The 20,844-nt window shown below is 58.7% G+C and carries 23 protein-coding genes; 11 read left to right on the top strand and 12 right to left on the bottom strand.

Going from position 1 to position 20,844, the window contains the following annotated elements; genetic code table 11:
• The 3 genes from H567_RS29045 to H567_RS0115375 all read left to right on the top strand — a co-directional run.
• Positions 1–451 (top strand): hypothetical protein (locus tag H567_RS29045; RefSeq protein WP_161626635.1); only part of this gene is annotated, 451 nt, incomplete at its 5' end.
• 15 nt (positions 452–466) lie between these two features.
• Complete coding sequence (locus H567_RS0115370) at positions 467–847, top strand: DVU0772 family protein (protein ID WP_208598396.1); 381 nt, start codon at positions 467–469, stop codon at positions 845–847.
• A gap of 36 nt (positions 848–883) precedes the next feature.
• Complete coding sequence (locus H567_RS0115375) at positions 884–1,078, top strand: ferredoxin (protein WP_028322084.1); 195 nt, start codon at positions 884–886, stop codon at positions 1,076–1,078.
• Between the two features lie 51 nt (positions 1,079–1,129).
• Here the strand turns inward: H567_RS0115375 and H567_RS0115380 are convergent, their stop codons facing one another.
• Complete coding sequence (locus tag H567_RS0115380; RefSeq protein ID WP_028322085.1) at positions 1,130–1,573, bottom strand: universal stress protein; 444 nt, start codon at positions 1,571–1,573, stop codon at positions 1,130–1,132.
• A 491-nt stretch (positions 1,574–2,064) separates the two neighbouring features.
• On the opposite strand from H567_RS0115380, the gene H567_RS0115385 reads away from it, so the two are divergent.
• Positions 2,065–2,397 carry a thioredoxin family protein gene (locus tag H567_RS0115385; RefSeq protein WP_028322086.1) on the top strand — a complete coding sequence of 111 codons (333 nt, stop codon included), beginning with the start codon at positions 2,065–2,067 and terminating at the stop codon, positions 2,395–2,397.
• A gap of 19 nt (positions 2,398–2,416) precedes the next feature.
• Here H567_RS0115385 and H567_RS0115390 read toward each other — a convergent pair whose 3' ends face one another.
• Both H567_RS0115390 and nifU read right to left on the bottom strand, forming a co-directional pair.
• Complete coding sequence (locus tag H567_RS0115390) at positions 2,417–3,592, bottom strand: cysteine desulfurase family protein (RefSeq protein ID WP_028322087.1); 1,176 nt, start codon at positions 3,590–3,592, stop codon at positions 2,417–2,419.
• Between the two features lie 26 nt (positions 3,593–3,618).
• On the bottom strand, positions 3,619–4,131 hold the full coding sequence (gene nifU / locus H567_RS0115395; RefSeq protein ID WP_028322088.1) for a Fe-S cluster assembly scaffold protein NifU: 513 nt from the start codon (positions 4,129–4,131) through the stop codon (positions 3,619–3,621).
• Positions 4,132–4,444: 313 nt separating this feature from the next.
• Between nifU and H567_RS0115400 the strand changes: the two genes are divergently transcribed.
• From H567_RS0115400 to H567_RS25300, 7 genes are all read left to right on the top strand, one after another.
• On the top strand, positions 4,445–4,876 hold the full coding sequence (locus tag H567_RS0115400; protein WP_028322089.1) for an FKBP-type peptidyl-prolyl cis-trans isomerase: 432 nt from the start codon (positions 4,445–4,447) through the stop codon (positions 4,874–4,876).
• 353 nt (positions 4,877–5,229) lie between these two features.
• The gene (locus H567_RS25280; RefSeq protein WP_051184981.1) at positions 5,230–6,000 is read left to right on the top strand and encodes a (Fe-S)-binding protein; all 771 of its coding nucleotides are present in this window, start codon (positions 5,230–5,232) and stop codon (positions 5,998–6,000) included.
• Positions 5,972–7,414, top strand: a complete 1,443-nt coding sequence (locus H567_RS25285; RefSeq protein WP_051184983.1) for a LutB/LldF family L-lactate oxidation iron-sulfur protein — start codon at positions 5,972–5,974, stop codon at positions 7,412–7,414. The genes H567_RS25280 and H567_RS25285 overlap by 29 nt, the downstream gene beginning before the upstream one ends.
• 29 nt (positions 7,415–7,443) lie before the next feature.
• Complete coding sequence (locus H567_RS27355) at positions 7,444–8,250, top strand: LutC/YkgG family protein (protein WP_153306216.1); 807 nt, start codon at positions 7,444–7,446, stop codon at positions 8,248–8,250.
• A 63-nt stretch (positions 8,251–8,313) separates the two neighbouring features.
• A complete protein-coding gene (locus H567_RS27360) occupies positions 8,314–8,901 on the top strand; it encodes a class I SAM-dependent methyltransferase (protein WP_028322090.1) in 588 nt (195 codons plus the stop codon).
• Between the two features lie 316 nt (positions 8,902–9,217).
• Positions 9,218–9,418, top strand: a complete 201-nt coding sequence (locus tag H567_RS0115425; RefSeq protein WP_028322091.1) for a cold-shock protein — start codon at positions 9,218–9,220, stop codon at positions 9,416–9,418.
• 132 nt (positions 9,419–9,550) lie between these two features.
• The gene (locus H567_RS25300) at positions 9,551–10,162 is read left to right on the top strand and encodes a class I SAM-dependent methyltransferase (RefSeq protein ID WP_051184987.1); all 612 of its coding nucleotides are present in this window, start codon (positions 9,551–9,553) and stop codon (positions 10,160–10,162) included.
• 30 nt (positions 10,163–10,192) lie between these two features.
• Here the strand turns inward: H567_RS25300 and H567_RS0115435 are convergent, their stop codons facing one another.
• From H567_RS0115435 to H567_RS0115475, 9 genes are all read right to left on the bottom strand, one after another.
• On the bottom strand, positions 10,193–11,071 hold the full coding sequence (locus H567_RS0115435) for an enoyl-CoA hydratase (protein WP_028322092.1): 879 nt from the start codon (positions 11,069–11,071) through the stop codon (positions 10,193–10,195).
• Between the two features lie 240 nt (positions 11,072–11,311).
• A complete protein-coding gene (locus H567_RS0115440; RefSeq protein WP_028322093.1) occupies positions 11,312–12,169 on the bottom strand; it encodes a 3-hydroxyacyl-CoA dehydrogenase family protein in 858 nt (285 codons plus the stop codon).
• Positions 12,156–13,031 carry an NAD(P)H-dependent flavin oxidoreductase gene (locus H567_RS0115445; protein ID WP_028322094.1) on the bottom strand — a complete coding sequence of 292 codons (876 nt, stop codon included), beginning with the start codon at positions 13,029–13,031 and terminating at the stop codon, positions 12,156–12,158. Before H567_RS0115445 ends, H567_RS0115440 begins: the two co-directional genes overlap by 14 nt.
• Positions 13,021–14,013: an FAD binding domain-containing protein gene (locus H567_RS0115450; RefSeq protein WP_028322095.1), complete on the bottom strand. Its 993-nt coding sequence runs from the start codon at positions 14,011–14,013 to the stop codon at positions 13,021–13,023. The genes H567_RS0115445 and H567_RS0115450 overlap by 11 nt, the downstream gene beginning before the upstream one ends.
• Before the next feature lie 12 nt (positions 14,014–14,025).
• Positions 14,026–16,287, bottom strand: a complete 2,262-nt coding sequence (locus H567_RS0115455; RefSeq protein ID WP_028322096.1) for a xanthine dehydrogenase family protein molybdopterin-binding subunit — start codon at positions 16,285–16,287, stop codon at positions 14,026–14,028.
• A complete protein-coding gene (locus H567_RS0115460; protein WP_051184989.1) occupies positions 16,280–16,807 on the bottom strand; it encodes a (2Fe-2S)-binding protein in 528 nt (175 codons plus the stop codon). The genes H567_RS0115455 and H567_RS0115460 overlap by 8 nt, the downstream gene beginning before the upstream one ends.
• Positions 16,808–16,874: 67 nt before the next feature.
• Positions 16,875–18,071 carry a thiolase family protein gene (locus tag H567_RS0115465; RefSeq protein ID WP_084517383.1) on the bottom strand — a complete coding sequence of 399 codons (1,197 nt, stop codon included), beginning with the start codon at positions 18,069–18,071 and terminating at the stop codon, positions 16,875–16,877.
• A 65-nt stretch (positions 18,072–18,136) separates the two neighbouring features.
• Positions 18,137–19,306, bottom strand: a complete 1,170-nt coding sequence (locus H567_RS0115470; protein WP_028322099.1) for an acyl-CoA dehydrogenase family protein — start codon at positions 19,304–19,306, stop codon at positions 18,137–18,139.
• Between the two features lie 395 nt (positions 19,307–19,701).
• Positions 19,702–20,472, bottom strand: coding sequence for an enoyl-CoA hydratase/isomerase family protein (locus tag H567_RS0115475; RefSeq protein ID WP_028322100.1), 771 nt, complete (start codon positions 20,470–20,472; stop codon positions 19,702–19,704).
• Positions 20,473–20,844: the final 372 nt, after the last annotated feature.

Consider the following 20,844-nt stretch of genomic DNA (forward strand, 5'->3'; position numbering starts at 1 on the left):
TTTGGCCAATATCAAGGAAATCAAGCGTTTGCGCGGAGGCGACCTGCAGGTCGCCGCACAAGCAAACGTGCAGATTGACGCCGAGATTGGCCAAAAAGACCATTTCCGGATGGAAACTGTAGATAACATCGTCACCCCTATCAAAGTCAACGGAAAAATCCCCCCAGTCTGCTCCCCCGGCGCCTCGATGCGACGGGGCAGAGGTTCTAAATATTCCGATCGAATAGGTTTTTTCCAGCCACGCGGCCGGACCCCACCCGTCGCCCGGCGATCACGCGGGCTGGAACCGTACCCGACCCGCGCTTGCTGCTCAATCCCCGAAGATGCCTCTCATGGAAACAAAAAAAACCAGGAACGGATTGTAAAATCAGGAACAGTTACTAGTTTTAAAGAAATCAAAATATCCGACAGGCAATCAATCCGGGCAAACCATCGATTCCGGATGAAATGAGAGGAGGGACGGGACATGCTGGGACTCGAAGACATCAAAAAGCGCAATGATCTCATCGAAGTCATCGACTGGGATATGACACCCGAGGAGGCGGTCACTCTTTATCTGGAGTGGGGGAACAACTGGACGCACGGAAAAAACCTGATCCGTTCGAAAAATGACGTATCGCGATATTTTGTCGTCAACACATGGGAAGAGCCGCCCAAGATATACCTCATCGAAAGGAACTCGGAGGCGGCTGTGGAATTGGCCAGGATCGACATGCCGGAGGCGCTCAGGAAAGCCTATCTTTCCCGCATAGCCCGTCGTAAAGGCGTTTACGCCATCGACGAAGAGGTCCGCGCCTGGCTCGAAGAGAAGCTCTACGGGCAGGAACCGAAAGGCTATGTCAACTGATCACGGTCGCTTGATGAACAGACAAAGGAGAAGCCAATGAAGGTCAAGATCGATCCAGATTTGTGTATGGGAGACCGGAACTGCAACAAGGTCTGTCCGGATGTCTTCGCTTATGATGAGGACAAAATGCTGTCCGTTGTTCAGGTGGACACCGTGCCCGCGCATCTCGAGGAGGCCGTACGCCGAGCAGCACGGGAGTGTGCGCCCGGCGCGATCGTAGTCATCGAATAAAACGCCTGGACGCGTCCCGCCTCGAGGCAGGACGCGTCCGCTCTTCCTTCGTCAATCCTTGATCGGCACTGTCACAACGCTGACAGGCGAATGCTTGAGCACCTTGTCAGCCACGCTGCCGAAGAAAAAATGCCCCTTCCGCCCGCGCGTCGCCATGACGACCATATCGACCTTTTCTTCGCTGATCATCTTCAGGATCTCGTCCGCGGGATCACCCAGGGCGACGTGTTTGACGTAAAGCCGACACCCTTTGAGATACGTATCGCAAATCTCATCCAGCCTTTTTGCGGCTGTATTCCGTTCCCACTCGTGAATCTTGTCGATGTGCGAACGGTCGAACTCCCCATACCACGGCTCATGCAGCCCCAGCTCGGGAATCACATACAGGACATGCACCTCGGTCTGGAATTTTTCCGACAGCGCCGTCACATACGGCAGCGCCTTGGCGGCGTTTTCGGAGAAATCCGTGGGCCAGAGGATCTTTTTGACTTCCATACTCCACCTCCTCGAAAAAGGATTCTTGCCTGCCTGTTCCCAACCTCGCTACCATCGGCCAATCACGATCGTCCGGGAGCAGGTCTCCAATCCTGAGATGCCGCTCTTTATTCACCGGCCGCACCTGCGCCATCCAACCGTTCAGGGAGAATCCCCGGATGGCTGACAACCGAAGGCTCCTATCGCTCGAAAGCCGAAGCCGGCCTGAACACCATCCCAGCGGACGAAGCAAACAGGTGGATGCTGAATATTGTCATCCGCTCCCCTTCTTTGTAAAGATTATAATCCCTTTAGGAAACCAGGGAAACCGCTATTGCAGCCCAGCCCGTGATAACCGCCCGTGTTTTCGATTGCAGAAGGAAGGGTCGGCTTAGTAGAATGGAGGCTGACGTCCACGCACATTTCCCTAGGAACCTCAAACCACTCAGCATCCGTACTCTCACAACAGCTGGATATTCCAGCAAAAGAAGGATCGAACCGAAAGAATTACAATGAAAACGCCCGTCACCGATTTGACCGATGCCGCATTCACCGAAGCCGTCTTGGAGTCCAAGACTATCTGTCTCGTCGATTTCTGGTCGCCGCGCTGCGGAACCTGCCACTCGTTGGCCCCGGCCCTTGAAGCGTTTGCCGCCGCCAACGAGGGAAAGGTGCATGTCTACAAGCTCGACGTGGACGACAATCCGATCACCAGCGAAAAATACGAGATCAAGAGCACCCCCACACTGGTCTTTTTCAAGGACGGCAAGCCCATCGACGTCACCAGGGGGACCCTTTCGGCGTCCTCCCTGCAGTCGAAGCTCGAAAGCGTGGGCGGCCCCTGAGCCTTTGTGGCCAAAAGGATCAGGCCGGCTGTTTATTGGGATAGAGCGGTGAAATGTCCCGCAAGGTCGTGACCGCACCCCTCAGTGCCTCCAAGAAACGGACGATGTGCTCCTCCGTATTCTCGATGCCGAAAGTGATCACCAGGGTACCCTGGGCATCCGCGAACTCCCGCCCGATCGAAAGCAGCACGTGGGAGGCCTGCAGCGCCCCCGCGGCGCATGCGGAACGGGTCGAGACCGCGATGCCCTCCTCATCCAGCATCAGCACAACGCTCTCCCCCTCGATGTACTTCACTGAGACGGACAGGAGATTCGGCAGACTGAACTCGGGATGGCCGTTGATGATGAACTCATCGATGTAATTCGGCAGTTCCTTCAGGAGGAAATGCTTCAGCCCGGCTGCATGCTCGGTGCGCCGGGACATATCTCGGAGGGCCAGTTCCGCGGCCATGCCCATCCCGACGATACCAATGAGATTCTCCGTCCCAGCTCGCTTGTTATTCTCCTGAACACCGCCGTCAAGCAGCGGCCAGATGCTCGTTCCGCGGCGGATGTACAAGCCCCCGACCCCGGCCGGACCGTAAAAGGTATTGGACGCGAAGCTCAAGAGATCGACCCCGAGATCCTGCACATCCACAGGGATGACACCGACAGAGTCCACGGCGTCGCTGTGGAACGTGATCTTTCGCTCCCTCGTAATGGCGGCGATTTCCCTTATGGGCTGCAGCGTTCCGATCTCATTGTTGCTGTGCATGATGCTCACGAGGATGGTCTCGTCTTTGAGGGCCCTCGCCACATCATCCGGATTCACCCGGCCGTCGGAGTCCACGGGTACGGACGTCACCTGGTAATCCATCAGTTTGAGCCGGCGAAGACTTCGAAGGACGGCATTGTGTTCTATATTGGAGGTGACGATGTGCCTGCCTTTGTCCGCCTTCGCGAACGCTACGCCCTTGATGGCATGATTGATGGATTCGGTCCCGCTGGATGTGAAAACCACCTCTTTTTCCAGAGCGCTGTTGATCAACCTTGCCACACGTCCGCGCGCCGCTTCGAGCGCCTCGGCCGCACCATCCCCGAGGCGATGCTGACTCGAGGGGTTTCCGAAGGTCTCCCTCATTACGCCGATCATCGCGTCCTGCACCTCGGGCAGAAGCTGATTGGCCGATAGATGATCCAGGTTGACGATCTTCATCGGTTTCCCTCCCTTCCTTTCAAGGTTCAGTGCTCGGCAGTCAGATCCGTCTGACACGCCTTACAGAAGGTCACCCCCTCGGGGACCTCGGCATCACAGTAGGGGCAGTAGCAGTGATCGCCATGGGTATGTTCGTGTTTCTCGCTCCGCTTCGGAACCTTCGGCTCCATCCCTGCCTTCCGGTCTTCATAATCCTTGATGGCCTGATGAAGCGCATCCGCGCCGAGGTTGGAGCAATGCAGCTTGTTCTTGGGCAGCCCTTCGAGCGCCGCGGCCACATCCTTGTTCGAGATCTTTTTGGCCTCTTCGATGGTTTTTCCCTTGGCCATCTCCGTCAGCATGCTGGATACGGCGATGGCGGCGCCGCACCCGAACGTCTGGAATTTGATATCGTCGATCCGTTCATCCTTGATTTTCAAATAGATGCTCATCATGTCGCCGCATAGGGGATTGCCCACCTCCCCGAAGCCGTCCGGGTTTTCGATGACGCCCACATTCCGCGGGCTTTTGAAATGATCCATCACCGTTTTCGAGTACATGGCCGACCCCTCCCAGAAAAGGTTAATAACAAAAAATCTAATCATCACAGCGAATAAGTAAAGCTTGCCTTTTCGACTATGACGGCGTCTTCATCGTATCCCGCTATCGCCTCAGACTCCGGTTTCCCCGGATGAAAACCTACAGGCGGTTGCCTAACCGTCCATATCCGGAAAAAGAAGGATCGTCGATACTTCTCATCCGGGAGCCAGTCCCCAGGGGATCGGACCGAGATGAATATTCCCCACAGGACTTGATTAATTATATTTTCTCTTTATTATATTACATTAAGTCAAAAATTTTAGGGAGGATTCAATGACCAAGGCAAAAAACGGCGACAAAGCAAAAGTTCACTACACCGGCAGGCTGGAAGATGGAACTGTCTTTGACAGTTCCAACGGGCGGGAACCCCTTGAATTTACCCTGGGTGAAGGGCAGCTGATTCAGGGCTTCGAGCAGGGTGTCCTCGGCATGCAGGTGGGGGAATCCAAAACCGTCACCATTTCGCCTGAAGAAGGCTACGGACATCCCAAAGAAGAGTTGAAAGTGACGGTCAGCAAGACCGACTTTCCGGCCGATATCGAACCGGAGATCGGACAGCGCCTTCAGCTTCAGAATATGCAGGGCCAGCCGATCCCCGTGATCATCAGCGCCGTCGAAGGGGAGACCGTGACCCTGGATGCCAATCATCCATTGGCCGGCAAAACCCTCCATTTCGATCTCGAACTGATGGAATTGACCGCATGATCGGTTCTGAGCCGTGTCCTTCCGCTGCTGGAGGACACGGCTCCCGGCTCCCGCCTCTTTTTCAAAAGAACCCCTTCCAAGTGTCATTTTTTATTTTCCTGCGGTCTTCTCAAGATGCAGCCGTGCGGCAAAAAGCATCCCGCAGGGAAAGACCAGCCGTCCCGTCCCATCCGGCAGGACCCGGCGCCTCGCCTTAGCCTGATGCACGACTGGAAGGTTCGTCCTCTAAAAACCCCCGGGAATTTCAGTTTGTATTCCCCGGAGCATCTGGTATAGTTTCCGCTGCCTCCGCTGAGCGGCCGTCGAGCCGCCGCCGGGTGCAGCCGGCATCGACCCCCAAGGACATTTGCAAAATGGCGTCTCCAACCACGGTCCTGTTATTTGTCCCATGCCTGGTGGACCTGATCTCCACTGAGACCGGGGAAGCGGTGCAGAACGTTCTCGAACGGCTGGGGCTGCGTGTGATCTGCCCCGAACGCCAGACGTGCTGCGGTCAACCCGCCTTCAACGCCGGGTACCGTCAGGAGGCCAGGCGCCTCGCCAAACGCTTCCTGCAGTGCTTCGAAGAAGGCCTGCCCATCGTCAGCCCATCCGGCTCCTGCGTCCACATGGTGCGCCGCCACTACCCGGATCTTTTTCGGGGGGACCGTACATGGGAGCCCCGGGCTAGGGAGACGGCGGCGCGCACCTTCGAGTTTAGCGAGTTTCTGGTGGACATCTTGCGTGTCGAGGATGTAGGGGCCGCCTTCGAAGGCAGAATCACATACCACGATTCGTGCCAGCTGGCGCGCGGCCTGGGGATCCGCGAACAACCCCGCCGGCTGCTGCGGAGCCTCCGCGGGGCAGAGTTCGTGGAAATGGCGGATTCGGATCGATGCTGCGGGTTCGGGGGCGCCTTTTCCTTCAAATACCCTGAGATCTCGACCGCCCTCGTCCAGGAAAAGGTCGAACTCATCCTGGCCAGCGGCGCCGACGCAGTGGCCGGCTGCGACAGCGGCTGTCTCATGAACATCCAGGGCCGGCTGAGCCGTATAGGCTCCCGTGTAAAGGCCATCCATATCGCCCGCATCCTGGATTCAACCGAGGAGCACGTCCGTGCGGCATCCAACCCCGCAAGACTATAAAGACGCCGCACGCCGGGGCCTGTCCAACCCTGTCCTGCAGGCAGCCATGGCCGACATGCAGAACCGGCTCGGACCGGCGACAGCCCGGGCCTATCAAGCCCTGCCCGAAGGTCCCGGCCTGCGCGACACCGCGCACGACCTCCGCATGGCGGCAATCGAAAACCTGGATATCCTCCTCGCCGCCTTCGCTGAGGGTGTGAGAGAACACGGCGGACACGTCCTCTACGCCCCGGACGCGCAAACGGCGGTGGCCCACGTGCTCGGGATCGCTCAACGCCACGCGGTCCGCCGGATCGTCAAAGGCAAATCCATGCTGAGCGAAGAGATCGGCCTCAACCCCGCCCTTGTCGAAGCCGGCATCGAGGTCATGGAAACCGATCTCGGGGAGTACATCGTGCAACTGGCGGGCGACAGGCCCTCGCATATCCTGGGGCCGGCCATGCACATGACGCGCCGGGAGATCGGGGCCCTGTTCACCGAACACCTGGGAATCCCCTATTCCGAAGACCCACCGACCCTGACCCTCGCCGCCCGCCGCGCCCTGCGCGATAAATTCTTCAAGGCCGACATGGGCATCTCCGGGTGCAATCTGGCCTGCGCTGAAACCGGACACATCACCATCCTGTCGAACGAAGGCAACGTGCGCATGGCCACCACCCTTCCGAAGGTCCACGTCGCCCTCATGGGGATGGAGCGCATCGCCGCCCGGCTGGAGGACCACGATGTCTTGCTCCGCCTGCTTTCCACCGGGGCCACCTCCCAGAAGATGGCCACCTACGTGAGCTACGTTGGCGGACCCCGATCGCCTGATTTCGAGGACGGCCCCGAACACTTCTACGTCGTGATCGTCGACAACGGCCGGAGCCGCATTCTCGCCGACCCGGTCTTCCGGGAGATCCTCTGCTGCATCCGCTGCAGCGCCTGCCTGAACGTCTGCCCCATCTACCGCAAGATCGGCGGACACGCCTACGGGTCGATTTACTCCGGCCCCATCGGCGCCGTCATCACCCCGCTGCTCTGGGGGATCGAACGTGGAAGACACCTCTGTCAGGGGGAAACCCTCTGCGGTGCGTGCGAAGACGCCTGTCCGGTCCACATCCGGATCCCGAAGCTGCTCCTCGAACTCCGCGCGCGCCTCGCGGAAGGCGACCCCGCATGGGAAACCCGCCCGGCGCCCATCGCGGAGAAACTGGCCTACAAGGCCTGGGCCCGCATGGCCTGCAACCCCCGTGTCTATCACCTTTTCATGCGGGCTGCATCGTTCGCGCAGCGCCTTTTGCCGCGCCGAACCGGAATGATCCGCAGGCTTCCAGCCCCCTTCGACGGCTGGACCCTTTCACGGGACATGCCACCGCTCGCCCGCAGACGGTTCCTGGCACGCAGCCCGTCGCGCAGGGCTATGAATCCCCCATAGCCCCCTTGAAGAATCGAGAAGGGGGATCATTGCAAGGATCAAAAGCGATCATGAACGACCCGGAGAACCTATTTCTGAGCAGGGTGCGACAGGCTTTGGGTGCAGAGAGCCGCAGGGCGCACACGACCCTGCAGCCGGAAGGCGCGCCGCCGGAAGAGACCCTCAGGGTCCTTGACCGGATCGCCAACCGTGAAGGGAAGGATCGTCTGGCCTTGCTCGAGCGGCTGATGGAGGAGGGGCGGGCCATCAACCTGGAGGTGCACCCGGTCGAAGGGTTTCAGGAGGCGGCTGACGTCATCCATCAGATCGCCGTCGACCACCCGGAGCACCCTGCCTCCCGTCGTGGGATCCTCTGCTGGCGCCATCCCCTGCTCGACCCGCTCGATCTGAAACATCGACTGGCCGGCCTGGGAATTCCCTTCTTTCCCGTCGACCTGCAGGACCCGGCGCTTGGCGGGCTCAGCCAAGACGAACGCCGGGCCCGCATACGGGAGGCACTCGGTCTGGCCTGCATAGGCGTCACCTCCGCCGATTTCTGTGTCGCTCAAAGCGCAACCCTCGTCCTTCGAAGCCGGGCCGGGCAGCCCCGTGCGGTCTCCCTCGCACCCGACGTGCACGTGGCAGTCATCGAACCAGGTCAGATCCTGGCCGATTTCGAGGAGCTTTACACGGTCCTCAAATGGCACCCAGAGATCCGCCGCGAGGGGCTGGGACCGAACCTCACCTTCATCACGGGCCCGAGCAAGACCGCTGACATCGAACTCCATATCGTCTACGGCGTTCACGGCCCGAGGAAGGTCCACCTTGTAGTCCTGACCGGGACCGGCGCCGCTTGAAAGGCCGCAACGAACCCCTGGCCTCGACGAGACACGCGCGCTGAAAACACTGGAACGAACATCATGGACCCGACCCTGATCGACCGCCTCAACCGTTTGTGGGGCCCCATTTACCCCCACCTGGCGGATTGGATCGCGCCCTGGTGCCCTGAGAGATCCGGGCGAGTGCTCGAACTCGGCCCCTTCTCCGGCGGGATCAGCGCGGCGATTCGTAAGAAGCGCCCGGAAATGGCGCCGGTCTGCCTCCTCCGGGAAAGTTATCTGCTCCCGCATCTTCGGCAGGCGTTTCCAACGGGCGGCGCATGGGTGATCGGAGAACTGACACAGCCTCCGTTCCAGGCGGCCTTCGACCTGGTCGTCTTCCGGGGGGCCTTTTTTTTCCTGACCCCCACCATGCTGCCCGGGATATTCGATGTGCTCCGGCCCGGCGGGCAGGCGCTCATAGGGGGCGGATTCGGCCCGCTGACCCCCAAGGAACAGATCGATCCCATCGCCGAGGAATCCAGGGAACTCAACTATCGCCTCGGCAAAAAATGGATCTCGAGGGATGAGTTGGAAGGAATGCTCGCCGTAGCGGCGATTCCGCCCGATGCCGCCACGATCCTGGAATCCGGCGGATTGTGGCTTCTGGTTCATCGCGCCGGCCCTTGAGCCGCCCAGATGGACGATGGCCTATGACGCGGAAGGGACCTCCAGACCGCCGACGCACAGGCACGAATTGACGCGGAAATGGGCAAAAAAGGCCGTCCCGAATGCCATCTGCACGACACTCGATCGAAGCGGCAAACCCTCAGGATCAAAAATAAAAACAATTTTTATAAAATAATGCTTGCTTTTCTTAAAAAATCAGGTATAATTTTTGACAATATTAAGATTTCGAAGTTCTTTTCAGGAAACAATCCATTTGTCAAGAGTGGCACCTGAAGTTTGGAACTGCGAGAAATTTTCGCGAAAGGAGGTTGTCACCATGGCGAATGGAACGGTCAAGTGGTTTAATGACAGCAAAGGCTTCGGCTTCATCGAGCAGGAAAACGGTCCCGATGTTTTCGTGCACCATTCAGGGATTGCAGGCAGCGGATTCAAGTCCCTGCGAGAAGGTGCTCATGTCTCGTTTGATATCGAAGAAGGCAAAAAGGGCCCGGCTGCCGTCAATGTAGTCGAGCGCTGATTTTTTCCCCAGCACTCCAGACGCTTCCCTTGTACAAGGGAGGCGTCTTTTTTTGGTCTTTGAAAAGCCAGGGGATCCTGCAACACCCGACTTGGATCTTCATTCACCCGGCCCCTGAGGGTAATCGAACCGATGAAAAAGGCAGAAAAACTGGAGATCCACTCCCACGACCTGAGGATCCTGAAACCCGTACACCGGTCGATCCGGAGAATCAAACGCGACCATTCCCCCACCGTCCACGGGTTTCGCATCTGGAAATCAAGCTGGATGCTGATCGACTTCATCCAGCACCAGCACCTGCCGGGCGGCCTGAATATCCTGGATGTCGGCTGCGGCTGGGGATTGGCCGGGATTTACTGCGCCAAGAATTTGGCCGCAAAGGTCACCTGCATGGATATCGACGCAGAGGTGTTCCCCTTCCTGCAGATTCAGGCCCAGGCGAACGACGTCGACATCAGGACGCTCCGCCTCGGAATAGCGGACCTCACACAAGACGATCTGCAGGCTTTCGATATCGTCATGGGTGCGGACATCTGCTTCTGGGACGAGCTGGTATCCCCGTGGCACAAACTGATACGCCGGGCCAACCGGACCGAAAAAACCGCCGTCATCCTGGCCGACCCGGGCAGAACCCCCTTCGACAAGCTCGAGCGCCGCTGCATCACGGATTACAACCAGGAGGCGGTTTCATGGGAGATCTCCGATCCCTTCTCCTACAGGGGCCGCATCCTGAAGATCGACTGACGCCTGTGCTCGAAGGCATATGTCGAAAAACTATCTCCCGGTGAAGTCCGGCGCACGCTTCTCCAGGAAGTGCGCGACGCCCTCTTTGGCATCCTCAGAGCGAAAACTAAGCAGCATCTCGGCATCCGCCTCCTGCCAGGCCTCGGCCAGGGTCTGAAACTGCGCACGGTAGACCTGCCGTTTCATGACGCCAAGCGACCGGGGGGAGACCTCCGTCGCAAGGACGGAGGCATAATCCTTCACGCGCGCCATGAATTCGCCCTGGGGAAACACCCGGCTCACCAGGCCCATGCTCAAGGCCTCCGAGGCGTCGATCATCCTTGCGGAGAAAAGCAGATCCAGGGCGTTCGCCAGGCCTGCAATCCTCGGCAGGATCCAACTGATGCCGTGCTCGGCGATCAAACCGCGCCGGGAAAAGGCCGTCGAAAACCTCGCCTGGTCCGATGCAAACCGGATGTCGCAATAAAGACCGACCACAAAGCCCAGACCGACAGCAGGCCCGTTGACCGCCGCTATGACCGGTTTATCGACGCCGAGGAAATAAGAGAACCGCTTCCGGAAATCCCCCCGCTTGCCGGACGGGTTTTCCGGATCGAGTTCTTCATCCGTCTTCGTCTTCATCAGAATGGACACCTGTTTCTCAGGTGCATCCTGATTGTCCTCTCTCAACACCTCTTGCAGAAGATTCCCTGCATCTTTCAATTCATCCAGGTCGGCGCCCGAACAAAAGGCATTTCCGGCGCCCGTCAGCACGACCACCCGGACATCACGGTCACGCTCGGCCCTGAGCATCGCATCCCTGAGTTCGTTGGCCATCACCCACGTCCAAGCATTGCGCTTTTCAGGGCGGTTCAACGTAATGGTCAGGATATTTTTTTCAACGCTGTAGGTTATTTGCTGATATGACATATCCAATGGCTCCGCTTAGGCAGCAGGAATCCGCACGTCGATTCCCGGAAACAAGTTGAATCCACCACACAACACCCATCCGGAAAAGAGCATCCGGCACGACAAGATCTTCAGTCGGCAAATGGGAATTTTTCTTCACATGCTTCGGCCGTTCAGAAGGCGGGTCGAGTCTGTTTTCACCCTTCAGCAGGGAACCTATTCCGGTTGCTGACCATCTACGGGATAAAAATATTTGCGCTTTTATGCGTACCGGTACCAGCCTCTGCCGCATTTTTTCCCGATATGGCCGGCGTACACGCGCTGCTTGAGCGCGTCTCCGAAGCGGAACCGGTCTCCGTGGGCCTCCTTCAACAGATTGCCTACGTTGAGTGCCATACCGAGATCCGCCATGTCCATCAGGGCGAAAGGCCCAAGCGGATGCCCCAATCCCAATCTACAGGCCGCATCGATATCCTCACATGAGGCGACGCCTTCATCCACGAGCCTCACGGCCTCCCCGAACATAGCGAACAGCATCCGGTTGACTACAAAGCCCGCCGTATCCTTGACACGCACCGCCGTCTTGCCAATGATTCGACAGGCCTCCATCGCAAAATCGATGGTTTCCCCGCCGCTCTCCAGCCCCGGGATCACTTCTACCAGCTTCATAGTGAAAGCGGGAGCGAAAAAATGCATTCCTATGAACAGTGGACGTCTGTTTTCACCGACCGCGGTCGATAGCAAGGTAATCGGAATGGAGGAGGTGTTGGTGGCGATGATGCATTCGCGCTTGCAGACCTCGTCAGCCTCTTCGAGGACGCTCTTTTTCAGTTCGATGTTTTCAAAAACCGCCTCGACCACCAGATCCACGTCAACAAACGCCTTATAGTCGGCCGTCGGCACGATACGAGCCAATACCGCATCCCGCTCCTCGGCCGGGAACCGCCCCTTGGCGACCGCCTTGTCCAGAACCTTCCCGATTTTAGCCTTTCCCTGCTCAGCCAACGGCAAGTCCGGCTCGCGCATCACGACACTCACTCCGCAGGCCGCGAAGCAAAGCGCGATCTCGGCCCCCATCTGCCCTGCACCCAAAACCCCGACTCCATTAAGTTGACGCATTCTCTCCGCCTTTCGATAAGTTCATGCGGGCCAGTCCCGCGATGATTTCTTCGGATTCTTCGATCATGTTCCGTATGAACTGGTCCACGGTCGGTATCGATTCGATCACCGTCGAGGCCAGCGAGTGCTTGATGCCATGCCCCATCTGATAAACCTTGCGGCGGTAGTCCGCATCCAGGACGCTCTGTTCGACGATGGCCCGCTTCAGCGCCCCGGAGGCCTGAAACTCCTGCGTCGCCATCATCGCCGTTCCCAGATAGACGGCCGCAGCGCCCATGGCGAGCGCGCCGACGAAGCCGCGGGCGTCGCCAATGCCGCCGGCTGCGATCAGGGGCGTGTCGATCAGCTTCCGGGTCGCCGTGATATTGATCAAGGTGGAGTTCTGGAGCGGGCTTTTGAAGCCGGTCCCCTCGAAACCTACCAGCACGATGGCGTCCGCCCCCTTTCGGGCGGTCGAAACGGCGTGCTCGATGGCCGCGCACTTGTGGATCCAGATACACCCCTCGGCCTTGCACCGCCGTCCGATCGCCGATCCGTCGTAAGCCGAGGTGAAGATGATCCACACCCCCTCCTCGAGGGCGATCTTGACATACGCCTCGTGGTGGTCCTCCAGGATCCCGCGGTCCTTGAAGAGGGAGAAATTGACCCCGAACGGCTTTTCGGTCCGGGTCTTGGCATCCCGGATATCCTGCTGGAATTCATCTGGATCCTTATAGGAAATCGAGGTCATGATCCCCAGACCGCCAGCCTCGGAAACCGGCACCGCGATCCGGGAGGTGCCCATCCCCTTCGGCCCGAAGGCCCCCTGAATGATGGGATACCGGATGCCGAGCATCCGCGTCAGAGCGGTATCAAAGGCCATTTCTTCCATCCCTCGAAAGCGCCCTTTTCACTAAAGCTTTGGCGATCTCGATTTTGTATACGTTCCGGCTCAGGGGCACAGCGCCCTCCAAGGCTGCTGCGGCTGTGCTCTCCGCGGTGCCGGCATCGATCGGCTTTCCCCGAAGGAATTCTTCGGCCTTCAGCGCCCTGTAGGGTCCAGGCGCCACCGCGCCCAGCACGATGCGGACAAAGGAGCAAACACCGTGTTTCAGGGCAAGGACCACTCCCACGCTTGCAACCGCAAAATCGATCGAACCCCTGACCCTGTGCTTGAGAAACACCTGTCTGCTCCCGGACGGCGGGCGGGGAATGAGGATCTCCGTCACGATTTCCCCAGGGGCCAACGCATTGCCCAAGGCATCGTAGAATGCGCCCGCATCGAGGCTGCGTCCCCCGTCGGGCCCGGCGATCCGAATCTGTGCACCCAGGGCGGCCAGGGCGACCGCGGTGTCCGATGGGCAGACCGCAAAGCACCGTTTGCCTCCGAAGAGGGCGTGATACCGGTTGTCGCCGGTGACAGCCAGGCACGGCCCTTCCCCTTTCCTCCGGCACAGGATCCGGCCGCCGATTTCGTGGGGGTATCGGTAATACCAGCAGCGCGTCTCCTGGGCCAGATTGCCGCCGATCGTGCCCATGTAGCGGATCTGCGGCATCCCGACCGATTCGGCGGCGTCAGCCAAGATCGAGTAATCCCGCCTCAGCAAAGGCGATTCAACGATGTCGGCAAGCGGAGTTAGGGCCCCAATCCGGGCGCCGTCGCCGTCTGTCTCGATGGCATCCAACCCGGGGATCCTCTTGATGTTGATCAGGAGCTCCGGATAGTCGGGCTCGGCCCGGGTCTTGAGCAGCCCGAGGAGGTCGGTCCCCCCGGCGAGGAACCGCGCCTTTCCGCGGTGGGCATTTTTCAGTTCGATCGCCTCGGCAACCGTTTGGGCATCGATATGTCTGAAAGGTTTCAACATAGGGTCTCCCGATTATATCTTACCCAAGGCCTTCAGGACCTTGTCCGAGGTCACGGGGTAATCCATCACCCTCGCGCCGATGGCGTTGTACACGGCCATGAGCACGGCGCTCGGGCCCGGTGAGGTGGCGATTTCGCCTACGCCCACAGCGCCGAAGCGGTGGCTCGGGGCAGGGGTCTCCAGGATGATGTTCTTGAAATTCGGCAAGTCGGCAAAGGTGCGCCACTTGTAATCCACCATGTTGCCGTTCAAGATCCGCCCGGATCTTTCGTCCAGGACTGTTTCCTCGAAAATGGCGGTGTCCAACCCCGCGGAGCCCAAGGCACCATGCAGCTGCCCCTCGAGGGCCTTCGGGGAGATGATCCGGCCGCAGTCCGTGGCGTTGACCACACAGAGCAGCTCCACGACGCCCGTTTCCGTATCGACCTCCACTTCGACGAAAGTCATCAGAAAATTGCAGAGCGAATAATCCGGGTCGAAGCGGCCTTCGCCCACACAGGTGCGTGTCAAGCCCATGATCCGCCGCCAGTGGATGCGCTCGTCGGGGCGGCCTACCCGGTACACCATACCGTCTTTGGTCTCGAGCTGTTCGGGCGTCGCATGGAGCATGGGAGCGGCCATCTCCAAGAGCCTGCGCCGCGCATCCTCGGCGGCGTTGATCACTGCGGACCCGACGGCGTAAGTGCCCCGTGACCCCATCAGACCGAACTCGAAGGGGTTGACATGGGTATCCGGCGGGGATAGATTCACCCGTTCGAGCGGAAGGTTCAACACTTCGGCCGCCATCTTGCAGAGGCTGCTCCGCTGCCCCGGACCGGATTCGGAGACGCAGCAAAACACCGTGGTCCGCCCGTCCGGCGTCAGCTTGACGAGGGCTTCGGAGGAATCCTCACCGACATCGGCATTGCTGTGGACGCCGACCCCTACGCCCCGTCTCTTCGAGCCCTCGGCCAAGGTGTATTTCCCCCAGCCGCGCCACTTCTCCTTCCAGTTGAAGGCTTCTGCGCCCCGGTCGATGGCCTTGGAAAAATCGATGCCCCGGTAGGACCACCAGTTGCCCTCGCGCCAGAAATAGCCGTCCCCGGCCTTGACGATATTCTTTCTGAAAAAGGCTACCGGATCGACACCGGCTTTCTCCATGGCGATGGATACGACCGGCAGGATCGAGCTTTCCAGTTCCTGCCCGCCGTACCCTCGAACGATCCCTGAAGGAGAACGATTGGTGCAGACGAGGCGCGTCTTCAGGTCCCAATGGGCGCAGCGCAGAACCAGTTGCAGCTCTCCGCATCCGACGGCGATCTGGAAAGGGCCCGACTCCGAACCCGATCCTGTGTTGACGAACCATTCGCCCGAAACCGCGGTGAGCGTCCCATCCCGCTTGATCCCCACCCTCGCCCGAACGCGGGACCCCAGCCTCAGCGAGTAGGCGTGGAAATGCTCTTCCTTGGTGTAATAGACCTTGACGGGCCGGCCTGTCGCCCGGGCCAGCAGGGCGGCATAGCCGACCGGTGTCATATTGGCGTTTTTGGTGCCGTAGCTGCCGCCGCACTGGGTGCTAACCGCCCGCATATCCGCCATGCCGATGAACGGGATTCCGATGAAGCGGTTGAAAGCGATGGATTGTGACGGGGTGTAGATCGTCAGGCGGTCCTCGGTCTCCCACTCGGCGATCACCCCAGGCGGTTCGGGAGGCAGGGGGTTCGGAAATATCTCGTAACCGCAGACCCCCTCGACGACGAAATCCGCCTCGGCGAACCCCTTCTCGACCTCCCCCATGCGTACGCCGTTAAGTAGTTTCGGCTCGAATACAGGCGGGTCTCCGGGATAGGTGTTGCGGGGATACTGGCTGTAGATCGGCGGGCTGTCCACCTCGATTGCCGCCGCGGCGTCGTAGACCGCCGGGAGCGGCTCATATTCGACTTCGATCGCCTCCAGCGCGGCATCGGCCGCATCGAGGGTCTCTGCCGCAACCACCGCCACCGCGTCCCCCACATACCGGACCTTCCGGTCGAGCACTTTCATGTGCTTGGGGATGCCCCACGCCAAGTCCGGCACATCTTCATGGGTCAGCACCGCCTTGACGCCCGGGAGTGCCCTCGCACGGCTGCAGTCGATCCGTTTGATCTCGGCATGCGCCAGGGGGCTGCGGAGAACCTTCCCGTGGAGCATCCCCGGCCGCACGATATCATCGATGTATCGAGCCCTCCCGGTGACGATGTCCCTGGCGTCCTTGCGGGGGGTCTCTCTTCCAATATGCCTGTAGTGCTCAGTCATATGACCTCCCCGATTGAGCGGCATCCAGCACGGCCTGGACCACCTCGTAGTGGGAGATACAGCGGCAATAGTGCCCAGCCAGGGCCTGCTTCACGGCGTCTTCTCCGGGGGCCGGATCTCTCTCGAGCAGGGCCTTGGAGCTCATCAGAATGCCCGGCGTGCAAAAACCGCACTGAAAGGCCGTGTTGTCGATGAAGGCCTGCTGAAGAGGGTGCAGCCGGCCGGTCGCGCCGTCTTCGAGCCCCTCTACGGTTTCAATGCAGCGGCCGTGACATTCGACTGTCAGGGTCACGCAGGACAGCACCGGCTTTCCGTCCATCAAAACCGTGCAGGCCCCGCACGCCCCCTGGTCGCACCCGACCTTGGTCCCGGTCAGACCCAGGGTCTCCCGCAACGTCTGCGCCAAAGTGTGCGCCGGTGCGACTGCGCCGTGGGCGTCCCCAACCGGCAGATCATAGGATCGGCCGTTGACCATCAGGTTTATGATATGTCTTTCCCGCTCTCTGCGCTCTTCGTTCATCTCTTATAGCGCCTCCCGCCCGGGGATAAGCCGGGCGAAGCAGTATGTCTTTTGCATCAACAGCCTGTTACTCCGCACGCTCGACGATGATGGCCTGGCCGTGTCCGCCTCCCCCACACAAGGAAGCCATCCCCCGCTTCAGACCCCGCTTTTCCATCTCGTGGATCAAGCTTACAACAATACGGCAACCTGTGTTTCCGATCGGATGGCCCAAGGCTATCCCGCTCCCATTGACATTGACGATCTCCCGGTTCAGTCCGAGTTCCCGTTCTACGGCCACTGAAGGGGCCGCGAAGGCCTCGTTGATCTCGAACAGCTCCATTTCTTCAAGCGAAAGCCCGGTCTGCTTTAAGAGTTTGCGGATGGCATAAATCGGCCCGATCCCCATATAACGCGGGTCCACACCGACAGCCGCCGAGCCTACCACCCACCACTGTCTTTTCATTCCGCACTCGTCCGCCATGCGCTTCGAAAGCACCAGGACGGCGCTCGCCCCGTCGTTCAGACCGGAGGAGTTTCCCGGCGTGACGGTCCCTCCCTCCTTGAAGGCGGGCGGCAGTTTATGCAACTCTTCGAGGGTCGTTTCAGGCCTCGGATGCTCGTCGGTATCCACCACGATATCGGGTTTGCCCCTCTTACCCGGAATCACCACAGGAACGATTTCGTCCTTGAACCGCTCACTTTCCAACGCCCTTTTGGCCCTCATCTGGCTGACAAAAGCGAATTCGTCCTGGTCCTCCCTGGAGACGCCGTACTTTTCAGCCACGTTTTCGGCGGTCATACCCATAATGAGCCCCGAGTGGTGATCGGTCAAGCCGTCCCAGATCCCGTCGGAGAGTTCCTGATGCCGGAGGCGCAACCCCCACCGGGCGTTTTTGATGCTGTAGGAGACGTTGCTCATGCTCTCACCGCCGCCCGCAATCAGCGCCTCGCCTTCCCCGAGTCGGATCGCCATGGCGGCGATGCGGATCGCTTCCATGGAAGAGCAGCAAGCGCGGTTGACGTGCACTGCCGAGACATGCTCAGGGATGCCGGCCTTTAAGACCGCACCGCGCGCCAGCCCGTTTTCGTCGCTCCGCGGCATCGCCACCCCCCAATAAACGTCATCCAATCGTTCTTTCGGAAAATTCACCCGTTCGCAGACTTCCTTCAAAACCGTGACGGCCAACTGCTCCTGCAACAGCGCACGCAGAGATCCGCCGAAATCGCCTATCGGGGTCCTCACCGCCGATACGATCACAGGTTCGTTCTTAGCTATTGACATATCCTTTCCTCGCTTTCAACGATTACATTCTGTCACTTCCGCCAATCCCTCTTCAGTGCGGTGAACTACCAGCCCATGACCTTCAAGCCGTTTCCCTTGAGAAGCCTTTTGGCGATAATGAGCTTTTCGATCTCCTTGCTGCCCTCATAGATCTCGACGATCTTCGCGTCCCGATAGAAACGGCTGATGTCGTACTCGTCCATGAAACCGTATCCGCCGTGCAACTGAAGGGATTCATCGACGACCCGCACCCCTGTCTCTCCGGCGAACCACTTGGCCATCGAGATCAACATTTCTTCAAGCTCTCCCCTGTCGAGCTTCCACGCCGCCTTGTAGACAAGGTTTCTTGCCGCCTCGGTCAAGGTCGCCATCTCAGCCAGCTTCCCCTGCACCATCTGGAACGTAGACAGGGTCGTACCGAACTGCCGCCTCTGCTTGACATGCTTCAGAGCCATCTCCAGGGCCCCCTGTGCAACGCCCACGCCCTGCGCAGCCACATACGACCGGGAGCGATTGAAAAACGCCATGAAAGATTTGAACCCGCTACCCTCTTCACCGATCAAGTTTTCGGCGAGCACCTCGACGTTGTCGAAAACGATCTCGGCCGTGTCGTGCGCCCGGATGCCGAGCTTGCCCCTCAACTTGCTGCGGCTGATCCCAGGCCGCGACGCCTCGATGACCATCACACTGTGCCTCTCGTGCCGGGACCCGGCATCCGGATTGGTCAAGCACAACGTCACGAAGAAATCTGCGATGTTTCCATTGGATATAAACATCTTGGAACCGTTGACGATATACTTGTCTCCGCTCTTTTCCGCCCGTGTCGCGACAGAGAGGACATCGCTCCCCGCATCCGGCTCGGTGGCGGCCACCGCACTGATGGCCTCCCCCTTGCAGATCGGCATGAGCAACTTTTTCTTCTGCTCCTCCGTGCCGAAGAGAAGGATCATCTCGGCGCCAAAACAGGGGCAAAGAGTGGCGCCCCCCAGCCCTGGGTCGACCCGCCAGAACTCTTCCGTCACCAGGGCGTTTTCGAGATACCCGTAACCGCCGCCGCCGTAGGCCTCGTCGATGAATAACCCCACGAATCCGAGTTCGCAAGCCATCTTGATCAGTTCAAGACTGGTTTTCTCCTCCCGATCGCACTCTTTGGCTACCTTCGGGAATTCACCCTCCGCAAATTCCCTGGCGGCCTTCTTTATTTCTTTTTGTTCACGCGTTAAATTGAAATCCATTACAGTCATTCCTCCAGCATTTTCACATTTTAATTTTTTTAGTGCATTATAGAGAAAATTTGGCTTTTCAAATAATGATTTTTAAATTATTTAATATATAAACATTGAAATATTTAGAGTTAAATTCTTTATCTACATAAAAAAATTTGAAATCATAATATTACTATTTTTATAAAGATAACTTTTATTGTCTTTTGTAGCATCCATCCGGAACTGAGGATCATTTTCACACCCTTCCACTCTCACCCTGCAGAGGTGGATTCCGGATGTCCCCAATGTCAGAGAAAAAACAATCTATTGCACAGAGGTGGCCGCTAAGCCTTTGGACAAGGAAGCGTGCAGACTGAGGCCGAGACTGGCAAAAAAGACTCTTTCCGGAATGTATACAACTAGCCTCAAATTCCCTTGAACACAGCCGTTCGCCGCGATTTGAAGGCCGTAATCCCTTCGTTTTTGTCCGCAGTCCTGCAAAGACGCGCAAACCGCCCGGTTTCCTCCGCCAGTCCTTGATCCAGAGGAAGAGACATAGTGTCATAGACGGCGGCCTTTATCTCCGATATGGCGAGAGGGGCATTTTTCACCATCCTAGCGGCCATTTTCAAGGCCAGATCCAATGCAGATTCAACGATTGCCACCTGCTCGACCAAACCGAGCTGCAGTGCATCGTTCGCATCGATGATCATCCCCGTAAACATCATCTCCATGGCCTTTCCGGCACCTACCAGGCGCGGAAGCATCTGCGTTCCGCCGGCCCCTGGGAGCACTCCCAGAGTCACCTCGGGCAACCCCATGCGGGCATTCTGATCGGCGATCCGGACGTCACACGCCATCGCCAACTCGAGCCCGCCACCGGCGGCCATGCCGTTGATAGCAGCGATCACGGGCTTTCCACCCTGCCTCATCTCCCGATGCAATCCCTTGACGCCATCGGCCATCTTCCGGCCGGCGTCCATATCCGCAGCCAGCAACCTGTCCAAGTCGGCACCGGCAACAAAGATTTTCCCGGCCCCCGTTATAACCAGGACCCGGACACGACCATCAAGCATAGCCGCTTTGACGGCATCTCTCAGCTCATCCACTATTTCTTCGTTCAAGGCGTTTACGGGAGGTCTGTCAATGGTCAGGACCCGTACCCCACTCACAGGGTTTTCAATATTCACGTTCATCAGTAAATAATCCTTTTCATCCCGGTGTCTGTAGAGCTCGAAACCCGCGTCCAGATCTCCCATTTTCCGACTTGAAACACTTCCGAGCGCCATGGCCGATCAGGAACACCCTCAGGCGGATTGTGCTGAGATCTCCGCTCTGGGGAATCAACCCCGTGTATAGTTTGTTCCCATCCGGAAATGATTTCCCAGTAGAACCCGGTTTCCAATCCGGAAATGAAAATTTTTGCCAAATATCAAGCAAATCAAGCATTTGTGCGGAGGCGACCTGCAGGTCGCCGCACAAGCAAACATGCAGATTGACGCCGAGATTGGCCAAAAAGACCATTTCCGGATGGAAACTGTTTGCAGATATAAGCATGCGACTTCATC

This window comes from Desulfatiglans anilini DSM 4660, from assembly GCF_000422285.1.
GTDB classification, from domain to species: domain Bacteria; phylum Desulfobacterota; class DSM-4660; order Desulfatiglandales; family Desulfatiglandaceae; genus Desulfatiglans; species Desulfatiglans anilini.